This is a genomic window from Kitasatospora sp. NPDC051702 (assembly GCF_040681575.1).
Classification (GTDB): Bacteria; Actinomycetota; Actinomycetes; order Streptomycetales; family Streptomycetaceae; genus Kitasatospora.
Genome location: NZ_JBFAZB010000003.1, coordinates 143,538 through 161,605, shown reverse-complemented (window position 1 = coordinate 161,605; position 18,068 = coordinate 143,538). Strand labels below are relative to the sequence as shown.

The window sequence follows — 18,068 nt, the reverse complement described above, 5'->3', positions numbered from 1 at the left end:
CGACATGTCAGAAGAGAAGCTTCCGGAGTCGCACGGCTCCGCCGGCGAGGTCGCCGGTCACGGCGACCCGTTCGCCGACCCGGGCCTGCCGGCCCACGAGCCCCGTCGCACCGACATCGACGAGCGGGCCGCCAAGCGGGCCGAGCGTCAGGTCTCGCTGATGTTCGTGGTCTCGATGCTCGCCACCGTCGGCTTCATCGCCTCGTACGTGGCCATCGACCCGGACAAGATCGTCTACATCTTCCCGCTCGGTCACGTCAGCGCACTGAACTTCGCGCTCGGCCTGACCCTGGGCGTCGCGCTGTTCATGATCGGCGCGGGCGCGGTCCACTGGGCCCGCACCCTGATGTCGGACGTCGAGCTGCCGGCCGAGCGTCACCCGATCGAGGCCGACGACGAGGTCCGCGCGGACGTCATCCAGCAGTTCCAGACCGGTGCCGCCGAGTCGGGTTTCGGCCGTCGCAAGATGATCCGCAACACCCTCATCGGCTCGATGGCGCTCGTCCCGCTCTCGGGCGTCGTCCTCCTCCGCGACCTCGGGCCGCTGCCCGAGAAGAAGCTGAAGGAGACGGGCTGGAACGAGGCCACCCCGGCCCACCCGATCCAGCTCATCAACATGAACACCAGCCAGCCGATGAAGGCCGAGGACGTCGTCGTCGGCTCGCTGACGTTCGCCATGCCCGAGGGCCTGCACGTCCACGACGAGGACTTCCAGCAGGCGATCGCCAAGGACGCCCTGATGCTGGTGCGCATCGCACCGGAGGACATCAAGGACGACAAGTCGCGTGAGAAGGGCTTCGAGGGCATCCTCGCCTACTCGAAGATCTGCACCCACGTCGGCTGCCCGATCAGCCTCTACGAGCAGCAGACCCACCACGCGCTCTGCCCCTGCCACCAGTCGACCTTCGACCTGGCGGACGGCGCGCGCGTCATCTTCGGCCCGGCCGGCCACCCGCTGCCGCAGCTGAAGATCACCACTGACGAGAAGGGCTTCCTGGTCGCCACCGGCGACTTCGACGAGCCCGTCGGCCCGAGCTACTGGGAGCGTGCTCGATGAGTAGCGCGAGCAGCACCACCTCCGGTGCCACCAAGCCCGCCAGCACGCGCGCCAAGCCCGCCAACAAGTGGGAAGCCGCCGCTGACTGGACGGACGGCCGGCTGGGGATCTACTCCCTCGCCAAGGCCAACCTGCGCAAGATCTTCCCGGACCACTGGTCCTTCATGCTGGGCGAGATCTGCCTCTACACCTTCGTCATCATCATCCTGACCGGCGTCTACCTGACGCTGTTCTTCAAGCCCTCGATGGCCGAGGTCGTCTACAACGGCTCCTACGTCCCGCTCAAGGGCATCGGGATGTCCGAGGCGTACGCGTCGACGGTCGACATCAGCTTCGAGGTCCGCGGCGGTCTGCTGATCCGCCAGATCCACCACTGGGCCGCGCTGGTCTTCGTGGCGGCGATGCTCGTGCACATGATGCGCGTGTTCTTCACCGGCGCGTTCCGCAAGCCCCGTGAGATCAACTGGGTCTTCGGCTTCCTGCTGCTGGTCCTGGGCATGTTCGACGGCTTCTTCGGCTACTCGCTGCCGGACGACCTGCTGTCGGGCACCGGCATCCGCTTCATGGAAGGCGCGATCCTCGCCGTCCCGCTGGTCGGCACCTACGTGCAGATGTTCCTGTTCGGGGGCGAGTTCCCCGGCCACGACATCGTGCCGCGCTTCTTCACGATCCACGTGCTGCTGATCCCGGGCATCATGCTCGGCCTGCTGGTGGCGCACCTGATCCTGGTCTTCTACCACAAGCACACCCAGTGGGCGGGCCCGGGCAAGACCGAGAAGAACGTCGTCGGCATGCCGCTGATGCCGGTCTACATGGCCAAGGCCGGTGGCTTCTTCTTCCTGGTGTTCGGCCTCATCGCCGCCATCTCGGCGATCGCCACGATCAACCCGATCTGGGCGTACGGCCCCTACCGCCCCGACCAGGTGTCCACGGACGCCCAGCCGGACTGGTACATGGGCTTCTCCGAGGGCCTGATCCGCGTCATGCCGGGCTGGGAGATCAGCGTCTGGGGCGGCCACACCCTGAACCTGGGTGTGTTCATCCCGCTGATGATCTTCCCGCTGGTCCTGGTCGCCATCGCCGTCTACCCCTTCATCGAGGGCTGGATCACCGGCGACAAGCGCGAGCACCACATCCTGGACCGCCCGCGCAACGCGCCCGTCCGCACCGCGCTCGGCGCCGCCTGGATCAGCCTGTACCTGGTGCTCCTGGTCGGTGGTGGCAACGACCTGTTCGCCACCCACCTGCACCTGTCGATCAACTCGATCACCTACTTCGTCCGCGTCGGCTTCTTCGTCGTCCCGGTCATCACCTTCATCGTCACCAAGCGCTGGTGCCTCGGCCTCCAGCGCCGTGACAAGGAGAAGGTGCTGCACGGCCGCGAGACCGGTGTCATCAAGCGCCTGCCGCACGGCGAGTTCGTCGAGGTGCACGCCCAGCTGCCGCAGAAGGACCTCTTCAAGCTCACCGCCCACGAGCAGGTCCAGCCGGTCGAGCTGCCCGCCCAGGCGGACGAGAACGGCGTGGCCCACCGGGCCGGCCTCCTCACCCGCACCCGGGCCAAGCTCTCCCGCGGTTTCTACGGCGAGGGCGCCCAGATCCCCAAGCCGACCTCCGAGGAGCACCACGAGATCACCAGCGGCCACGGCCACCACTGATCCCGTACGCCCCGCGGCGTCGCACCCGAGGGCCGCTGACCAGAGTTCTTCTGGTCGGCGGCCCTCGGGCTTTGCCGTCCCCCGCCCGACCCCGTCAGACCGGCCCCCTCCACCCGGCCCCGTCCGACCGGCCCCACCCGTCCGCAGCCCCCAGGAGCCACCGTGCAGCTGTCCGTCGACCCCGCCGCCGCCACTCCCCCGTACGAGCAGATCCGGGCCCAGATCGCCGAGCGCGCCCGCTCCGGCGAGCTGCCCACGGGGCTGCGGCTGCCCACCGTCCGGGCGCTGGCCGAGGAGCTCGGACTGGCCGCCGGGACGGTGGCCCGGGCCTACCGGGAGCTGGAGGCGGACGGCGTGGTGGAGACCCACGGCCGGCGCGGCACGCTGATCGCCGCCACCGGTGACACCGCGCACCGGCTGGCCGCCGCGGCGGCGGCCGACTACGCGGACCGGGCGAGCCGGCTGGGGCTCTCCCGCGCGGACGCCCTGGCCGCGGTGGACACCGCCCTGCGGCTGGCCCTCCCGGAGGCCTAGGGTCCGGGAGGGCCGGTCGCAGGGCCGTGCCGGAGGCCGGTCAGACCTCGGGGCGGACCATCCCGGAGGCGTGCGCCTGGGCGGGCGGCTCGGTGGTGCTGACGGGCTGTCCGAGGGCGCTGTGCTTGACCCAGTCCGTCCAGGTGAGGTTCCAGTCCCCGAAGCCGTTGCCGAACGGCTCCATGGTGGCGCCGAGGCTGTTCACCACCGTCACCAGGTCCCCCACCCGGGTGTTCTGGTAGAACCACTTGGCGTTGTCGGTGCTCATGCCGGTGCAGCCGTGGCTGACGTTCGCCACGCCCTGTGAGCCGACCGACCAGGGCGCCGCGTGGACGTACTCGCCGCTCCAGGTCACCCGGGTGGCCCACTCCACGTTGAGGTCGTAGGACTCCGAGCTGCCGGCGGCTATGCCGATCGTCTCGCCGCTCATCCGGACCGAGCGCTCCTGGCCGAGCACCACCTTGACGCCGTTGCGGGTGTCGAAGCCGGGCTTGCCGGTGGTCACCGGGATCGTCCGGACCACCTCGCCGTCCCTCTTGAGGGTGAGCTCGTGGGCGGCCGCGTCGACCACCGACTCGACCCGCTCGCCGATCCGCAGCCGCAGCGTGCTGCGGTCGCCGCCGTAGAGGCCGTCGGCGATGCGGCTGCCGGTGGCGTCGAAGGCCAGCGAGACGGTGGTCCCGGCCGGCCAGTACTCCTGCGGACGGAAGTGCAGGTTCTTGTCGTCCACCCAGTACCAGGCGCCGGTGACGGCGGGCTGGGAGGTGACCGTCAGCAGGCGCTCGACCTCCTGACGGGCCTGCGGGTCCTTGACGGCCTCGGAGAGCTGCACGGTGAGCGGCTGGCCCACCCCGTAGACACCGGTGCCGGAGGAGTCCGGGCCGAGCTTGGCGGTCAGCAGCCGCTGGGCGGCCAGGGTGCTGAAGCCCGCGGTGGTGTCGCCGCGGCCGCCCTTGCCGTCGTCGGCGGCGATCCGCACCGAGTAGTCGGTGGCGGCCTTGAGCCGGCCGGTGGTCCGCCAGCTGCGCTGGTCCTCGGCGAGCTGCCCGGCCACCACCCGCCCGTCCGGGCCGACCACGGTGACGTCGGTGAGCCTGCTGCCGTCCACCGCGGTGACGGTGACGGGCTGGGACGGGTCGACCTTGCCCTCGGCCGAGAGGTGGACCAGCGGGGCGGCGTCGATCCGATGGGGGCCGACCGCCTCCTCGTCGCCGGACGAGCAGGCGGCCAGCGGGGCCAGCACTGCGAGGGCCAGCGAGATGCCGCCGATGCCTGCGATTCCGCGCCTGTCGGGCATGACCGCCTCCGGGGTTCGCACGATTGATCAGATCGTAGGAACGGCGTCCGGAGAAGCGACATCCGAGCGACCCCGGGTTCGCCCGGGTGAGTGAGTCCGTCACCCCGGGGACGCAACGGGGCCGCTCCCCCCGTGCGGGAGGAGCGGCCCTGGTGTGCGTGGCTCGAACCGGAGGACTACTGGTTCTGGTTCTCGCCCCGGTAGAACTCGAAGACCCAGCCGAAGAGGCCGACCAGGATCACCGGCAGCGCCCAGAACATCAGCCACCAGCCGAAGATCACGCCCATGAACGCGAGCGCGCCACCGATCGCCAGCGAGAGCGGCTGCCAGCTGTGCGGGGCGAAGAAGCCCAGCTCGCCGGCGTCGTCCGCGACCTCGGCCTCGGGGTTGTCACCCGCGCCGCTGTCCACCCGGCGGGCGGTGAAGGCCAGGTAGTACCCGATGAAGGCGCAGAGGGCGAAGGCCAGGAACAGCGCGGTGGTGCCGGCCGCCTCGATGCCCAGGTCCGAGTGGTTGGTCCACAGGCCGTAGGTGATGGCCATCGCCAGGACGAAGACCGCGAGGCCGAGGAAGATCTTTCCCTGTTCCTTCATCAGGCGTCGCCCTCCTTCTTGCCCTTGTCCAGCTTCGGGGCGTCGTACTTCGCCGGGGTCACGCCGGCGAGGTGCTTGGCAGGCTCACCGTGGTTCTCGAGGTAGTCCAGCGCGGCGATCTCCGGGTGGTGGAGGTCGAAGGCCGGCGATTCGGAACGGATCCGCGGCAGCGTCAGGAAGTTGTGCCGCGGCGGCGGGCAGGAGGTCGCCCACTCCAGCGAGCGGCCGTAGCCCCACGGGTCGTCGACCTCGACCTTCTCGCCGTACTTGGCCGTCTTCCACACGTTGTAGATGAACGGCAGGATCGACAGGCCGAGGATGAACGAACCGATGGTCGAGACGGTGTTCAGCGTGGTGAAGCCGTCCGAGGCCAGGTAGTCCGCGTAGCGGCGGGGCATGCCCTCCGCGCCGAGCCAGTGCTGCACCAGGAAGGTGGTGTGGAAGCCGATGAACAGCGTCCAGAAGGTCATCCGGCCGAGGCGCTCGTCGAGCATCTTGCCGGTCATCTTCGGCCACCAGAAGTGGAAGCCGGCGAACATCGCGAAGACGACGGTGCCGAACACCACGTAGTGGAAGTGGGCGACGACGAAGTACGAGTCCGAGACGTGGAAGTCGATCGGCGGCGAGGCCAGCAGGACACCGGTCAGACCACCGAAGAGGAAGGTGACCAGGAAGCCGACCGTCCACAGCATCGGCGTCTCGAAGCTCAGCGAGCCCTTCCACATGGTGCCGACCCAGTTGAAGAACTTCACACCGGTCGGGACCGCGATCAGGAAGGTCATGAAGGAGAAGAACGGCAGCAGCACCTGGCCGGTGACGTACATGTGGTGCGCCCACACCGTCACGGACAGACCGGCGATCGCGATGGTGGCCGCGATCAGGCCGGAGTAGCCGAACATCGGCTTGCGGCTGAAGACCGGGATGATCTCCGACACGATGCCGAAGAACGGCAGCGCGATGATGTACACCTCGGGGTGACCGAAGAACCAGAACAGGTGCTGCCACAGCAGCGCCCCGCCGTTGGTCGGGTCGAAGACGTGCGCCCCGAACTTGCGGTCCGCCTCCAGGGCGAACAGGGCGGCGGCCAGGACCGGGAAGGCCAGCAGGACCAGCACGGCGGTCAGCAGGACGTTCCAGACGAAGATCGACATCCGGAACATCGTCATGCCGGGGGCGCGCATGCAGATGATCGTGGTGATGAAGTTGACCGCACCGAGGATCGTGCCGAAGCCGGAGAAGGCCAGGCCCATGATCCACATATCGCCACCGACACCCGGCGAGTGGACGGCGTCCGACAGCGGCGAGTAGGCGAACCAGCCGAAGCTGGCGGCGCCGTTCGGGGTGACGAAGCCGGCCACCGCGATGACGGAGCCGAAGAGGTACAGCCAGTACGCGAACATGTTCAGACGCGGGAACGCCACGTCCGGAGCGCCGATCTGGAGCGGCATGATCCAGTTCGCGAAGCCCGCGAACAGCGGGGTCGCGAACATCAGCAGCATGATCGTGCCGTGCATGGTGAACGCCTGGTTGAACTGCTCGTTCGACAGGATCTGGGTCCCGGGACGAGCCAGCTCGGCGCGCATGACCAGGGCGAGGATGCCACCGATCAGGAAGAAGGCGAACGACGTGCCCAGGTACAGGGTGCCGATCGTCTTGTGGTCAGTGGTGGTCAACCACTTGATGATGGTCGAACCCGGCTTCCGGGTCCGCTGCGCCCCGACCGTGACGGCCCCGGCGCCCCCGCCGGCCGCGGCGGGCTCGTTGAGGATGGTCACTTGTCTTCACTTCCCATGGAGATGACGCCGGAGGGCACCGCGCCGTTCTGGCCCTTGGCTCGCAGCTCCGCCAGGTGCTTGTCGTAGTCGGCGCGGTCGACGACCTTGACGTTGAACAGCATGCGCGAGTGGTCGGTGCCACACAGCTCGGCACACTTGCCCATGTACTCGCCCTTGACGTTGGGGGTGACCTCGAACTTGTTCACCACGCCCGGCACGACGTCCATCTTCATCAGGAAGTTGACGGGCCAGAAGTCGTGGATGACGTCACGCGAGGTGAGACGGAACTGCACCGTCTCGTTGACCGGCAGCCACAGCGTCGGAGCGTCCTTGGGCGTACCGACTTCGTACGCGGCGTCCTTGTTGGCCGGGTCGGGGGTCTCGGTGTTCTCGTAGTTGAACGCCCAGCTCCACTGGAAGCCCACCACGTTGACCACGTGCTGCGGCTTCTCGGAGACGGAGATCAGCTTCGACTCGTCGCGGGCGACGAAGTAGAAGAGCACCGAGACGATGATGATGGGGACCGCGGTGTAGAGCGCCTCGATGGGCACGTTGTACCGGGTCTGCGGAGGAACCTCCACACCGGTGCGCTTGCGCCGGTGGAAGATCACGCTCCAGAGGATCAGACCCCACATCAGTGCGCCGACCACCAGTGCCGCGATCCAGGAGCCCTGCCACATGTGAAGGACCAGGGGTCCTTGCTCAGTGACGGGACTCGGGAGGCCAAGCCTGGGGAGGTCGTTGGCCGAGCAGCCGGTGGCGGTCGCGATGACGAGGCCCAGTGCCAGCGCCTGAGGCAGCTTCCGCCGCATCGTGCGCCGCGGCGAGCGGTCGGAGCCGTTGGGACTCACGTAGCGCCTTCCCGAAGTCTCGCCCGCCTTCGCGTCGCCCCGTGGAGGATTGTGAGCCTCCCCGGCGACCCGTCCACGGGCACGGTTTGAATGCTTATGCGGGCCAAACCCTACTCCAGCCTTATGCGCTCCTGACGGGGAGCCCCCCGTAACGCGCCGCCCGGTCGCCCGATCAGGCCCGGCAAGGGCTGCACCGCAGGTCATCGCAGGCATTCGAGGTCGATACGCCCGATCGGGGGATCACCTCGAACAACCCGGGTGACGACCCGTCGGACGCGGACGAAGCGGACATTCGGGGTGATCGACTGACGGCCGGTAAGTGATGTCGCCCCGCCGGAACGCCCCCGGGAGTGCCGTTAAATGTGACCGTGTACTTCGACGCGGCCTCGACGGCCCCCCTGCACCCCGTCGCACGGCAGGCGCTGACCGCCGCCCTGGACGAGGGCTGGGCCGACCCGGCCCGGCTGTACCGCTCCGGCCGGCAGGCCCGGATGCTGCTGGACGCCGCCCGCGAAACGGTCGCCGAGGCCCTCGGGGCGCGGGCCGACGAGATCTCCTTCACCGCGAGCGGGACGCAGGCGGTGCAGCTCGGCGTGCTCGGCGCGCTGGGCGGGAACCGGCGGCGCGGCGGCCACCTGGTGCACTCCGCGGTGGAGCACTCCAGTGTGCTGCACGTCGCGGAACGCCGGGAGGCCGAGGGGGGCACCGTCTCGGTGGCGCCGGTGGACCGCACCGGACGGGTCGACCCGGACGCCTTCGCCGCACTGCTTCGGGCGGACACCGCACTGGCCGTCCTGCAGAGCGCCAACCACGAGGTGGGGACCGTCCAGCCGGTCGGCGAGGTCGCCGACCGCTGCCGGGAGGCCGGCGTCCCGCTGCTGGTCGACGCGGCGCAGAGCGTGGGCCGGGTGGACGTGCCCGCCGGCTGGTCCCTGCTGACCGCGAGCGCGCACAAGTGGGGCGGGCCGCCCGGGGTGGGGGTGCTGGCGGTGCGCAAGGGCGTCCGCTACGCCTCGCCGCTGCCGGCCGACGAGCGCGAGGGCGGGCGGGTCCCGGGCTACGTGAACGTCCCGGCGATCGTCGCCGCGGCCGCCTCGCTGCGGGCGGTGCGGGCCGCGGCGGAGCAGGAGAACGCCCGGCTGCACGCGCTGGTGGAGCGGATCCGGGCCCGGGTGCCGCGGCTGGTGCCCGAGGTCGAGGTGGTCGGCGACCCGGTGCGGCGGCTGCCGCACATCGTCACCTTCTCCTGCCTGTACGTCGACGGCGAGGTGCTCCTCACCGAGCTGGACCGGGCCGGCTTCGCCGTCTCCTCCGGCTCCTCCTGCACCTCCTCGACGCTGACCCCGAGCCACGTGCTGGCCGCGATGGGGGTGCTCACCGAGGGCAACGTCCGGGTCTCGCTGCCCACCGGCACGTCGGAGCAGGACGTCGAGCGCTTCCTCACCGTGCTGCCGGACCTGGTCGCGGGGGTGCGGGCGCCGCTCGGGCTGGACCTGCCGGCGCCGGTGGCGGACCCGGCGGCGGGGACGCCGGAGACCCTCGTGCTCGACGCGCTGGGCAAGCGGTGCCCGCTGCCGGTGATCGAGCTGGCGAAGCGGATCGGCGAGGTGCCGCCGGGCGGCACCGTCGCCGTGCTGGCGGACGACGAGGCGGCCCGGCTGGACATCCCGGCCTGGTGCGGGATGCGCGGCCAGGAGTACGCGGGCGAGGCCCCGGCCGCCGACTTCGGCGGCGACCGGGGCTCGGCCTACCTGGTGGTGCGCCGGTCCTGAGGGGCCCGGTTACCTGACCAGGTGCGCGCGGACGTCCGCGGCGGCCTCGGCGCCGTAGGCGGCCTCGAAGCGCTTCAGAAAGGCGACCGGGCGCAGCTCGTACTCCTGGGTGCCGACGGTCTCGATCACCAGGGTGGCGAGCATGCAGCCGAGCTGGGCGGCGCGCTCCAGCTCGAGCTGCCAGGACAGGCCGGTCAGGAAGCCGGCCCGGAAGGCGTCGCCGACGCCGGTCGGGTCGACCTTGGCCTCCTCGGCGGCGCAGCCGACCAGGATCGGCGCCTCGCCCTTGCGGTCGATCCGCACGCCCTTGCTGCCCAGGGTGGTGACCCGGGTGCCGACCCGGGTGAGCAGCTCGTCCGCGTCCCAGCCGGTCTTGGTCTCGATCAGCGCGGCCTCGTACTCGTTGGTGAAGAGGTACGCGGCGCCGTCGACGATCTCGCGGATGTCGTCGCCCTCCAGGCGGGCCAGCTGCTGGGAGGGGTCGGCGGCGAAGGCGTAGCCGCGGGTGCGGCACTCCTGGGTGTGGCGGACCATGCCCTGCGGGTCGTCGGCGCCGATCAGGACGAGGTCGAGGCCGCCGACGCGGTCGGCGATCGGCTTGAGCTCGATGTTGCGGGCCTCCGCCATGGCGCCGGTGTAGAACGAGGCGATCTGGTTGTGGTCCTCGTCCGTGGTGCACATGAAGCGGGCCGTGTGGCGGGTCTCGGAGATGTGGACGGAGGTGCAGTCCACGTTGTTGCGCTCCAGCCAGCTGCGGTACTCCGCGAAGTCCGCGCCGGCCGCGCCGACGAGGATCGGGCGCAGCCCGAGCACGCCCATGCCGAACGCGATGTTCGGGGCGACCCCGCCGCGACGGATGTCCAGGGTGTCGACCAGGAAGGACAGCGACACGGTGTGCAGCTGCTCGGCGACGAGCTGGTCGGCGAACCGACCGGGGAACGTCATCAGGTGGTCGGTGGCGATCGAGCCGGCGACGGCGATACGCACGGGAGGTCTCCTCAGGATGGCTTCAGGGCCAACGGGCAGGCACGGGTGAACCCACTCACGGTACCGGGCCCCGGCCGGGCAGCAGCAAGAGTGCCGCAAGCGGCTCCGCCCGCACCGCCATGGTGGCACCCGTTGACGTCGAACGTGTACTACCTCCGGGTAGCACTGGTGGGGGGCCGAACCCCGGCCTAGGGTCGGCGACAGGGGCCGTGCCGAGCCGGGCGGGCCCCGTCGTCGACCGTGGCGGTGCGGCCACGGCCCCTGATCGGAGCGATGCCCGATGATGCCCGACCACCTCCCGCTGTCCGTCCTCCGGCCCGACGCGGACGGCGAGACCCTCGACGCGCTGGTGAGTTCGTCCCGGCGGCTGCGCCGCTTCTGGCCGCTGCTGGCGGCCGGCCCGGAGCCCACCGCGCCCGTGCGGGCCGGCATCCGGGTGCCGTCCGGCGCGCAGCGGCTGGTCGCGGGGATGGCCGAGTACGGCAACTGATCCGGCGGCCCGATCCCCCGCCCGTCCCCGCTCCCCCGTGACGGGCGGGGCGGGGCGGAACCGGATCGGCCCGGGACACGTCACATCCGCGCGGAGCGGCCGAGCGGCCGGAGCCGCCCAGCTCTCGGGAGGATGTGCAGATGGATCTGGAGACGACGCCCCGGCGCGGTCGGCGGGCGATGGCCCTGGCGGGTCTGGCCCTGGCGGCGGCGGTCACGGTGACCGGGTGCAACGGCGACGGCAAGTCGGCCTCGGACGCGGCACCGGCCGGCGCCACGGCCTCGGCATCGGCCTCCGGGTCCGCCTCGCCCGGCCCGACGGCCTCCCCGCAGGCCCCCACGCCGGACGCCACCCCGCCCTCCTCCGCCCCGGTCACCGCGCCCGTCCCGGCCAGCCCGGCCCCGCAGCCGACCGGTGCGGCCCCGGCCCCCTCGCAGCCCTCCGCGACCGCCACCCCGGGCACTCCCCCGGGCAACGGGATCGCGGTGGGCGAGCCGAACCCGAACGGGACGGCGGGCGCCCGGCCGGCCGTCTCCTACCGGGTGGACGGCGGCACCAAGCTGACCGTGTACTTCTTCGGCGGGGTCTGCCAGCAGTACGGGCTGAAGGCGGACGAGTCGCACCCGGGCCGGGTCGACGTCCGCGTGGTGGTGGCGGCGCCGATGACGCCCGGGCAGGTCTGCAACGCGCTGGCCAAGCGGCAGTCGGTCTCCACGGACCTGCGGTCGCCGCTGACCGGGCGGACGGTGACCGACCAGTCGTCCGGCCAGGAGGTGCCGCTGGACGCCGATCCGCACATCGGACCGGACCCGGTCACACCGGACGTCGCCGGGCGGTAGGGCCGGCCCGCGGCCGGACGGGCCGGTGCGACGCGAAGGCGGCCCCGGGGAGGGATCCCCGGGGCCGCCTTCACGCGTGCCGTGCTGCTCGACGGAGCGGCGGGCCTAGCTGAACGAGTCGCCGCAGGCGCAGGAGCCGGTGGCGTTCGGGTTGTCGATCGTGAAGCCCTGCTTCTCGATGGTGTCGACGAAGTCGACGGTGGCGCCGCCCAGGTACGGGGCGCTCATGCGGTCGGTGACGACCTTCACACCGTCGAAGTCCTTGAGCACGTCGCCGTCGAGCGAGCGCTCGTCGAAGAACAGCTGGTAACGCAGGCCGGAGCAGCCACCGGGCTGGACGGCGACGCGCAGCGCGAGGTCGTCGCGGCCTTCCTGCTCCAGCAGGCCCTTGACCTTGGCCGCGGCGGCATCGGTGAGGAGGATGCCACTCTCGACGGTGGTCTCGTCCTGGACGGTCATCTGCTTTCTCCCGGTCTTTGACGACGGTCTGCCGCCAGTGCCAACCAACGGCCGCCCGGATTCATTTCCCGGACGGAGGTCGTTTTCGCAGGCCTGTCGGCGGCGGAATTTCCGTGGACCGGGTGTGCCACCCGCGTCCCATACGCTCCCCATGCTCGCACAACCCGGGAGGACCGGGCACCGCCCCGAGCTGCGGATCCGGTTGAACGGGCCCCGCGGCGGCCCGCCGGGCGCCAGGATGGTGGCCATGATCCTGCGCCCGGTCAGGGACACCGCCGCCGACGCGGAGGCCGTCCAGGACGTCTCCGCCGCCGCGTCCGCCGATCCGTCCGAGCCCGGCACCGCCGCCGCGCCGACCCCGCTGCAGCTGGCCGGGACCAGGCACCTGGCCCGCACCGATCCGGGCGGCTGCTGGCTGGCGGAGAGCGGCGGGGAGCCGGTCGGGGCGGTGCTGTCGCTGCGCCGCGAGGGCCTGTGGATGCCGTCCCTGTTCGCGGTCCGTCCGCAGGCGCAGGGCAAGGGCGTGGGCCTGCTGCTGCTGGAGCGGGCGGCGGCGCACGCCGGGGGCTGCCTGCGCGGGATGGTCTGCGCCCCCGACTCCCCGGCGGCGGTGCGGCGCTACCGGCTGGCGGGGTTCACCCTGCACCCGGCGATGCGGCTGGCCGGGCGGGTGGACCGGGCCGGGCTGATCGACCCGGGAGACATCCCGGTGCACCGCGGCAACGCCACCCACCGGCACCTGCTGGACTCGGTGGACCGGCGGCTGCGCGGCTCGGCGCACGGGCCGGACCACGAGCTGATGCTGGGCCACTTCGAGGAGCTGCTGATCGCCGACTCGCTGGCCGGCAGCGGCTACTGCTACCGGGACGGCGGCGCCGTGCGGCTGTTGGCGGCCACCACCAAGCGGATCGCCGCCCGGCTGCTGCGCGAGGCGCTGGCCCGGGTGCCGGACGGAGTCGAGGCGCGGGTGGACTTCGTCACCGCCGAGCAGGAGTGGGCCCTGGACGTCGGCCTGGAGGTGGGGCTGGCCGTGCGCGGGCGCGGCTTCCTCGGGCTGCGCGGGATGCGGCCGCCGGCGCCGTACCTGCCGAGCGGCTCCTTCCTGTGAGTCCGGGCGGCCGGGTCCGGGCGGCCGGGTGCGGGCGGCCCGCGGGCGCCGCGGCCACGGCCCGGGCACGACGGAACCCCCGCCGCGGGGTGCGGCGGGGGTCCCGTCAGGAGCGTCGGCCCGGACTCAGGCCATGGTGGCCAGGATCTCCCGGACCATCTCCATGGTGGTGCCCGGGTGCAGGAAGGCGAAGCGGGCGACCGTCTCGCCGTCCCAGCCGGTCGGGGTGACGAAGCCGATCTGGTCGGCGAGGAGCTGCTGGGACCAGCGGTAGTAGTCCTCGTTCGTCCAGCCGGTGCGCTTGAAGCAGACGGCCGAGAGCTGCGGGTCGAACAGCAGCTCCAGGTGCTCGGTCTCGCGGATCAGCTGGGCGGTGTCCCGGGCGAGCTGGAGGCCGGTCTCGATGGCGTCGGTGTAGGCCTGGGTGCCGTGGACGGCCAGCGAGAACCAGAGCGGCAGGCCGCGGGCGCGCCGGGTGAGGTGGTAGGCGTAGTCGGTGGGGTTCCACTCGTCGCCCTCGGTGTGCAGGACGTCGAGGTAGGAGGCGTCCTGGGTGTGCACGGCGCGGGCGAGCTGCGGGTTGCGGTAGACCAGCGCCGCGCAGTCGAAGGGCGCGAACAGCCACTTGTGCGGGTCGACGACGAAGGAGTCGGCGTGCTCGATGCCGTTGTAGCGCTCGCGGACGGAGGGGGCGAACAGGCCCGCGCCGCCGTAGGCGCCGTCCACGTGGAACCACAGGTCGCGCTCGCGGGCGACCTCGGCGAGGCCGGCGAGGTCGTCGACGATGCCCTCGTTGGTGGTGCCGGCGGTGCCGACGACGGCGATGACCGTCTCCGGGTGGGGGTCGGCGGCCAGCGCGGCGCGCAGTGCCTCGCCGGTGAAGCGGCGGTCGACGGTCGGGACCTTGAAGGCCTCGACGCCGATGATGTTGAAGGTGTTCTTGACCGAGGAGTGGACCTGGTCGGCGACGGCTATCCGCAGGCGCGCCTCGGGGCCGACGCCGAGCCGGCGGCGGGCGGTGTCACGGGCGACGACGAGGGCGGAGAGGTTGCCCGCGGAGCCGCCGGAGACGAAGGTGCCGCCGGCCGAGGCGGGCATGCCCGCGCGGTCGGCGATCAGGCGCAGCACCTGGTTCTCGGCGGCGATCGCGCCGGCCGCCTCCAGCCAGGAGATGCCCTGCAGGGAGGCGCAGGAGACCACCATGTCGAAGAGCAGCGCGGCCTTGGTCGGGGCGCACGGGATGAACGACAGGTAGCGCGGGCTGTCCGCGGAGATCACCGCGCGGGACAGCTCGTGGTCGTAGAGCTTGAGCACGTCGGCCGGGCTGTTGCCGTGCTCGTTGAGCAGGCCGGCCAGCTGGGTGCGCAGGTGCTCGCCGTCACCGGGGTGGTCGAGGGGGACGGGGTCGTACTGCAGCCGGTCCCGCATGTAGTCGAAAACCAGGTCGACCAGTTCGATGTCGGGCCGGTGCATGCGGTCGGGGGCTGCGGACACGGCTGTCCCTCTCGGCAGTGGGGGTGCGGGGGTGTGGTGGATCGTGTCCGGTCGGCGGGACGGTTCACCGCGTTGGCCGGACGTGATCAGCGTAGGCAGCCGGAGGGCTTCGCCGCGCGTCGGAACGCGGCTGGTCAGGCAGGTTTCGGGCGTCTTCGGGCCGGTCGGCGCAGCTTTCCTGCGCGGTGTGCCGTTACCGCCGGACGGGTTTCAGCCGATGAGCTGGGAGAGCACGACGGAGGAGCGGCTGCGCTGGACGCCGGGCTCGCGCCGGATGCGCTCGATGACGGCCTCCAGGTGGCGCATGTCGGCGGCGCGCAGGTGCACCAGGGCGTCCGGGTCGCCGGTGACCGTCCAGGCGGCGACGACCTCGGGGAACTGCCGCAGGCTGGCGAGGATCTCCTCGGGGGCGGTCCGCTCGCGGCAGTAGACCTCGACGAAGGCCTCGGTCTGCCAGCCGAGCACCGAGGGGTCGAGCACGACGGTGAAGCCGCGCACCACGCCGCGCGCCCGCAGCCGGTCGATCCGGCGGCGCACGGCGGTGGCGGAGAGGTTCACCTGCAGGCCGATCTCGGCGTAGGAGGCGCGGCCGTCGCTGCCGAGTCGGGCGAGCAGGAGCCGGTCGGTCTCGTCGAGATCGGCCCCGATCACCTCGTGCGCTCGGCTGCTGGTCATCGGTGCGGTGCTCCACGGGTCGTACGGTGGCCGGCGGCGGGGCCGACAGGGCGGCGCCGCCGTCATCCGTCACTGCTGAAACGGTTCGCCACCATTCTGGCGGATCTCGGCAGCGGGTTCACCGCGATCGGATGACGGCCCCGGGTCGGCCGGCCGTCCGCCGTCAGTCGACCAGCAGGACGATCTTGCCGCGGGTGCGGCCCTCCGCGCCGAGCGCCTGGGCGGAGGCCGCCTGGGCCAGCGGGAAGGTCGAGGCGACGGTCACCGTCAGCCGGCCGTCGTCGGCGAGCGCGGCCAGTTCCGCCAGGCCCTCCCGGTCCGGGCGGACCCAGACGTAGTGGCCGCCGAGCGCCTTCACCCCGAAGTCGGTGGTCGAGGCGATCCGGCCCGGATCCGCGACCAGGCCCGCCGAGACCTGCACCGCGCCGCCGCCGACCAGGTCCAGGGCCGCGTCCACGCCGCCCGGGGCGAGCTCCCGGACCCGGTCGGCCAGGCCCTCGCCGTAGGTCACCGGTTCGGCGCCGAGGCCGCGCAGGTAGTCGTGGTTGCGCTCGGCCGCGGTGCCGATCACCCGGGCGCCCCGGGCCCGGGCCAGCTGGACGGCCAGGTGGCCGACACCGCCGGCCGCGGCGTGCACCAGCAGCGTCTCCCCCTCGCGCAGCCGCAGCGCCCGCAGCGCCTGCAGCGCGGTCAGCCCGGCCAGCGGCAGGCCGCCGGCCTGCGCCCAGTCCAGTGCGGCCGGCTTGCGGGCGAGGGTACGGACCGGGGCGGCGACCAGCTCGGCGTAGGTGCCGTGCTCCACCGCGTCCTTGCGCACGTAGCCGTACACCTCGTCCCCCGGCGCGAACTCGGTCACGCCGCCGCCCACCGCACGGACCACGCCGGCCGCGTCCCAGCCCATGACCATCGGGAAGTGCGCGTCCAGCAGGCCGTCCAGGACGCCCTCGCGGACCTTCCAGTCCACCGGGTTCACCCCGGCCGCGCGCACCTGGACCAGGACGGAGTCCGGGCCGACCTTCGGGTCGGGCAGCTCGGTGTACTCGACCACCTCGGGGCCGCCGTAGCGGTTGATCGCGATTGCCTTCATGGCCCCAACCCATACCCCCGACCGGTGCCGCCACCGATTCGGCCACGCCGGGAAGGGTCCGATCCGGCGAGCGGTTCTCGTCACATCGACAGGATGGCCATCGTCACTCTGACGCTAACCGGTTATCATAGATAGTGTCAGATAGACGAAAAGGCTTCACCGCTTGATCGGCCGCACAGAAGGGCACCCGCCCGTGACCACCACCATCACCGAGACCCACGGCGTCGACCCCGCTCCGACGCCGCTCGCTCTGCTGCTGCTCGGCCGTGAGGCCGACCCGAACAGCGAGCGCGGCGTCGACTGCCCCGGCGACCTCCCCCCGGCCTCCGACCCGAACCTCGTCGAGCGCGCCCGCGCGGCCAAGGCCGCGCTCGGCGACCGCGTCTTCATCCTCGGCCACCACTACCAGCGCGACGAGGTGATCGAGTTCGCCGACGTCACCGGCGACTCCTTCAAGCTCGCGCGCGACGCCGCGGCCCGCCCGGAAGCCGAGTACATCGTCTTCTGCGGCGTGCACTTCATGGCCGAGTCCGCGGACATCCTCACCACCGAGGCCCAGCAGGTCGTCCTGCCGGACCTCGCGGCCGGCTGTTCGATGGCCGACATGGCCACCGCCGAGCAGGTCGCCGAGTGCTGGGACGTGCTCACCGACGCCGGCATAGCCGACGTGACCGTCCCGGTCTCGTACATGAACTCCTCCGCCGACATCAAGGCCTTCACCGGCCGGCACGGCGGCACCATCTGCACCTCCTCCAACGCCCGGCGCGCCCTGGAGTGGGCCTTCGAGCAGGGCCAGAAGGTGCTCTTCCTGCCCGACCAGCACCTGGGCCGCAACACCGCGGTGCGCGAGATGGGCCTCTCGCTGGACGACTGCGTCCTGTACAACCCGCACAAGCCCAACGGCGGCCTGACCGTCGAGCAGCTGCGCAACGCCAAGATGATCCTCTGGCGCGGCCACTGCTCGGTGCACGGCCGGTTCAACCTGGACTCCGTGAACGACGTGCGCGAGCGGATCCCCGGCGTCACCGTGCTGGTCCACCCCGAGTGCCGGCACGAGGTCGTCGAGGCCGCCGACATGGTGGGCTCGACCGAGTACATCATCAAGGCCCTGGACGCCGCCGAGCCCGGCTCCAAGTGGGCCATCGGCACCGAGCTGAACCTCGTCCGCCGCCTCGCCAAGGCGCACCCGGACAAGGAGGTCGTCTTCCTGGACCGGACGGTCTGCTTCTGCTCCACCATGAACCGGATCGACCTGCCGCACCTCGTCTGGGCGCTGGAGTCGCTGGTCGAGGGCCGGGTGCCGAACGTGATCACCGTCGACCCGGAGACCGAGAAGTACGCCAAGGCCGCGCTGGACCGCATGCTGGCCCTGCCGTAGCCGGCCGGCGGCCC

At 71.8% G+C, this 18,068-nt stretch carries 17 protein-coding genes; 8 read left to right on the top strand and 9 right to left on the bottom strand.

Annotated elements, in window-relative coordinates; translation table 11 throughout:
- The first annotated feature begins 4 nt into the window (after positions 1 to 4).
- From AB0N04_RS04240 to AB0N04_RS04230, 3 genes are all read left to right on the top strand, one after another.
- Positions 5 to 1,057 carry a Rieske 2Fe-2S domain-containing protein gene (locus AB0N04_RS04240; protein ID WP_360207475.1) on the top strand — a complete coding sequence of 351 codons (1,053 nt, stop codon included), beginning with the start codon at positions 5 to 7 and terminating at the stop codon, positions 1,055 to 1,057.
- On the top strand, positions 1,054 to 2,715 hold the full coding sequence (locus AB0N04_RS04235; protein WP_360207478.1) for a ubiquinol-cytochrome c reductase cytochrome b subunit: 1,662 nt from the start codon (positions 1,054 to 1,056) through the stop codon (positions 2,713 to 2,715). Before AB0N04_RS04240 ends, AB0N04_RS04235 begins: the two co-directional genes overlap by 4 nt.
- Positions 2,716 to 2,877: 162 nt before the next feature.
- Positions 2,878 to 3,249: a GntR family transcriptional regulator gene (locus AB0N04_RS04230; protein WP_360207481.1), complete on the top strand. Its 372-nt coding sequence runs from the start codon at positions 2,878 to 2,880 to the stop codon at positions 3,247 to 3,249.
- Between the two features lie 40 nt (positions 3,250 to 3,289).
- Here AB0N04_RS04230 and AB0N04_RS04225 read toward each other — a convergent pair whose 3' ends face one another.
- From AB0N04_RS04225 to coxB, 4 genes are all read right to left on the bottom strand, one after another.
- Entirely contained in the window at positions 3,290 to 4,546 is a 1,257-nt protein-coding gene (locus AB0N04_RS04225; RefSeq protein WP_360207483.1) for an Ig-like domain-containing protein, read from the bottom strand.
- Positions 4,547 to 4,722: 176 nt separating this feature from the next.
- Complete coding sequence (locus tag AB0N04_RS04220) at positions 4,723 to 5,139, bottom strand: cytochrome c oxidase subunit 4 (protein WP_360207486.1); 417 nt, start codon at positions 5,137 to 5,139, stop codon at positions 4,723 to 4,725.
- Entirely contained in the window at positions 5,139 to 6,821 is a 1,683-nt protein-coding gene (gene ctaD, locus AB0N04_RS04215) for a cytochrome c oxidase subunit I (protein WP_360207685.1), read from the bottom strand. Before ctaD ends, AB0N04_RS04220 begins: the two co-directional genes overlap by 1 nt.
- An 89-nt stretch (positions 6,822 to 6,910) precedes the next feature.
- A complete protein-coding gene (coxB, locus tag AB0N04_RS04210; RefSeq protein WP_360207488.1) occupies positions 6,911 to 7,765 on the bottom strand; it encodes a cytochrome c oxidase subunit II in 855 nt (284 codons plus the stop codon).
- A 362-nt stretch (positions 7,766 to 8,127) separates the two neighbouring features.
- Here coxB and AB0N04_RS04205 point away from each other — a divergent pair, with 362 nt between their 5' ends.
- A complete protein-coding gene (locus AB0N04_RS04205) occupies positions 8,128 to 9,537 on the top strand; it encodes an aminotransferase class V-fold PLP-dependent enzyme (RefSeq protein ID WP_360207490.1) in 1,410 nt (469 codons plus the stop codon).
- Positions 9,538 to 9,546: 9 nt separating this feature from the next.
- On the opposite strand, the gene AB0N04_RS04200 is transcribed toward AB0N04_RS04205, so the two are convergent.
- Positions 9,547 to 10,524, bottom strand: a complete 978-nt coding sequence (locus tag AB0N04_RS04200) for a carbohydrate kinase family protein (protein ID WP_360207492.1) — start codon at positions 10,522 to 10,524, stop codon at positions 9,547 to 9,549.
- A gap of 280 nt (positions 10,525 to 10,804) precedes the next feature.
- Here AB0N04_RS04200 and AB0N04_RS04195 point away from each other — a divergent pair, with 280 nt between their 5' ends.
- Positions 10,805 to 11,014: a hypothetical protein gene (locus AB0N04_RS04195; protein WP_360207495.1), complete on the top strand. Its 210-nt coding sequence runs from the start codon at positions 10,805 to 10,807 to the stop codon at positions 11,012 to 11,014.
- A 140-nt stretch (positions 11,015 to 11,154) separates the two neighbouring features.
- Positions 11,155 to 11,853, top strand: a complete 699-nt coding sequence (locus AB0N04_RS04190; RefSeq protein WP_360207497.1) for a hypothetical protein — start codon at positions 11,155 to 11,157, stop codon at positions 11,851 to 11,853.
- Positions 11,854 to 11,958: 105 nt separating this feature from the next.
- Here the strand turns inward: AB0N04_RS04190 and erpA are convergent, their stop codons facing one another.
- A complete protein-coding gene (gene erpA / locus AB0N04_RS04185) occupies positions 11,959 to 12,312 on the bottom strand; it encodes an iron-sulfur cluster insertion protein ErpA (RefSeq protein ID WP_030391519.1) in 354 nt (117 codons plus the stop codon).
- Positions 12,313 to 12,559: 247 nt separating this feature from the next.
- Between erpA and AB0N04_RS04180 the strand changes: the two genes are divergently transcribed.
- Positions 12,560 to 13,420, top strand: coding sequence for a GNAT family N-acetyltransferase (locus AB0N04_RS04180; protein ID WP_360207688.1), 861 nt, complete (start codon positions 12,560 to 12,562; stop codon positions 13,418 to 13,420).
- Positions 13,421 to 13,546: 126 nt separating this feature from the next.
- Here AB0N04_RS04180 and AB0N04_RS04175 read toward each other — a convergent pair whose 3' ends face one another.
- The 3 genes from AB0N04_RS04175 to AB0N04_RS04165 form a co-directional block, all read right to left on the bottom strand.
- On the bottom strand, positions 13,547 to 14,914 hold the full coding sequence (locus tag AB0N04_RS04175) for a pyridoxal-dependent decarboxylase (RefSeq protein ID WP_360207500.1): 1,368 nt from the start codon (positions 14,912 to 14,914) through the stop codon (positions 13,547 to 13,549).
- A gap of 210 nt (positions 14,915 to 15,124) precedes the next feature.
- Positions 15,125 to 15,589, bottom strand: a complete 465-nt coding sequence (locus AB0N04_RS04170; protein WP_360207502.1) for an Lrp/AsnC family transcriptional regulator — start codon at positions 15,587 to 15,589, stop codon at positions 15,125 to 15,127.
- Positions 15,590 to 15,752: 163 nt separating this feature from the next.
- Positions 15,753 to 16,676: an NADP-dependent oxidoreductase gene (locus AB0N04_RS04165; RefSeq protein WP_360207505.1), complete on the bottom strand. Its 924-nt coding sequence runs from the start codon at positions 16,674 to 16,676 to the stop codon at positions 15,753 to 15,755.
- 193 nt (positions 16,677 to 16,869) lie between these two features.
- Between AB0N04_RS04165 and nadA the strand changes: the two genes are divergently transcribed.
- Entirely contained in the window at positions 16,870 to 18,054 is a 1,185-nt protein-coding gene (gene nadA / locus AB0N04_RS04160; protein ID WP_360207508.1) for a quinolinate synthase NadA, read from the top strand.
- Positions 18,055 to 18,068: the final 14 nt, after the last annotated feature.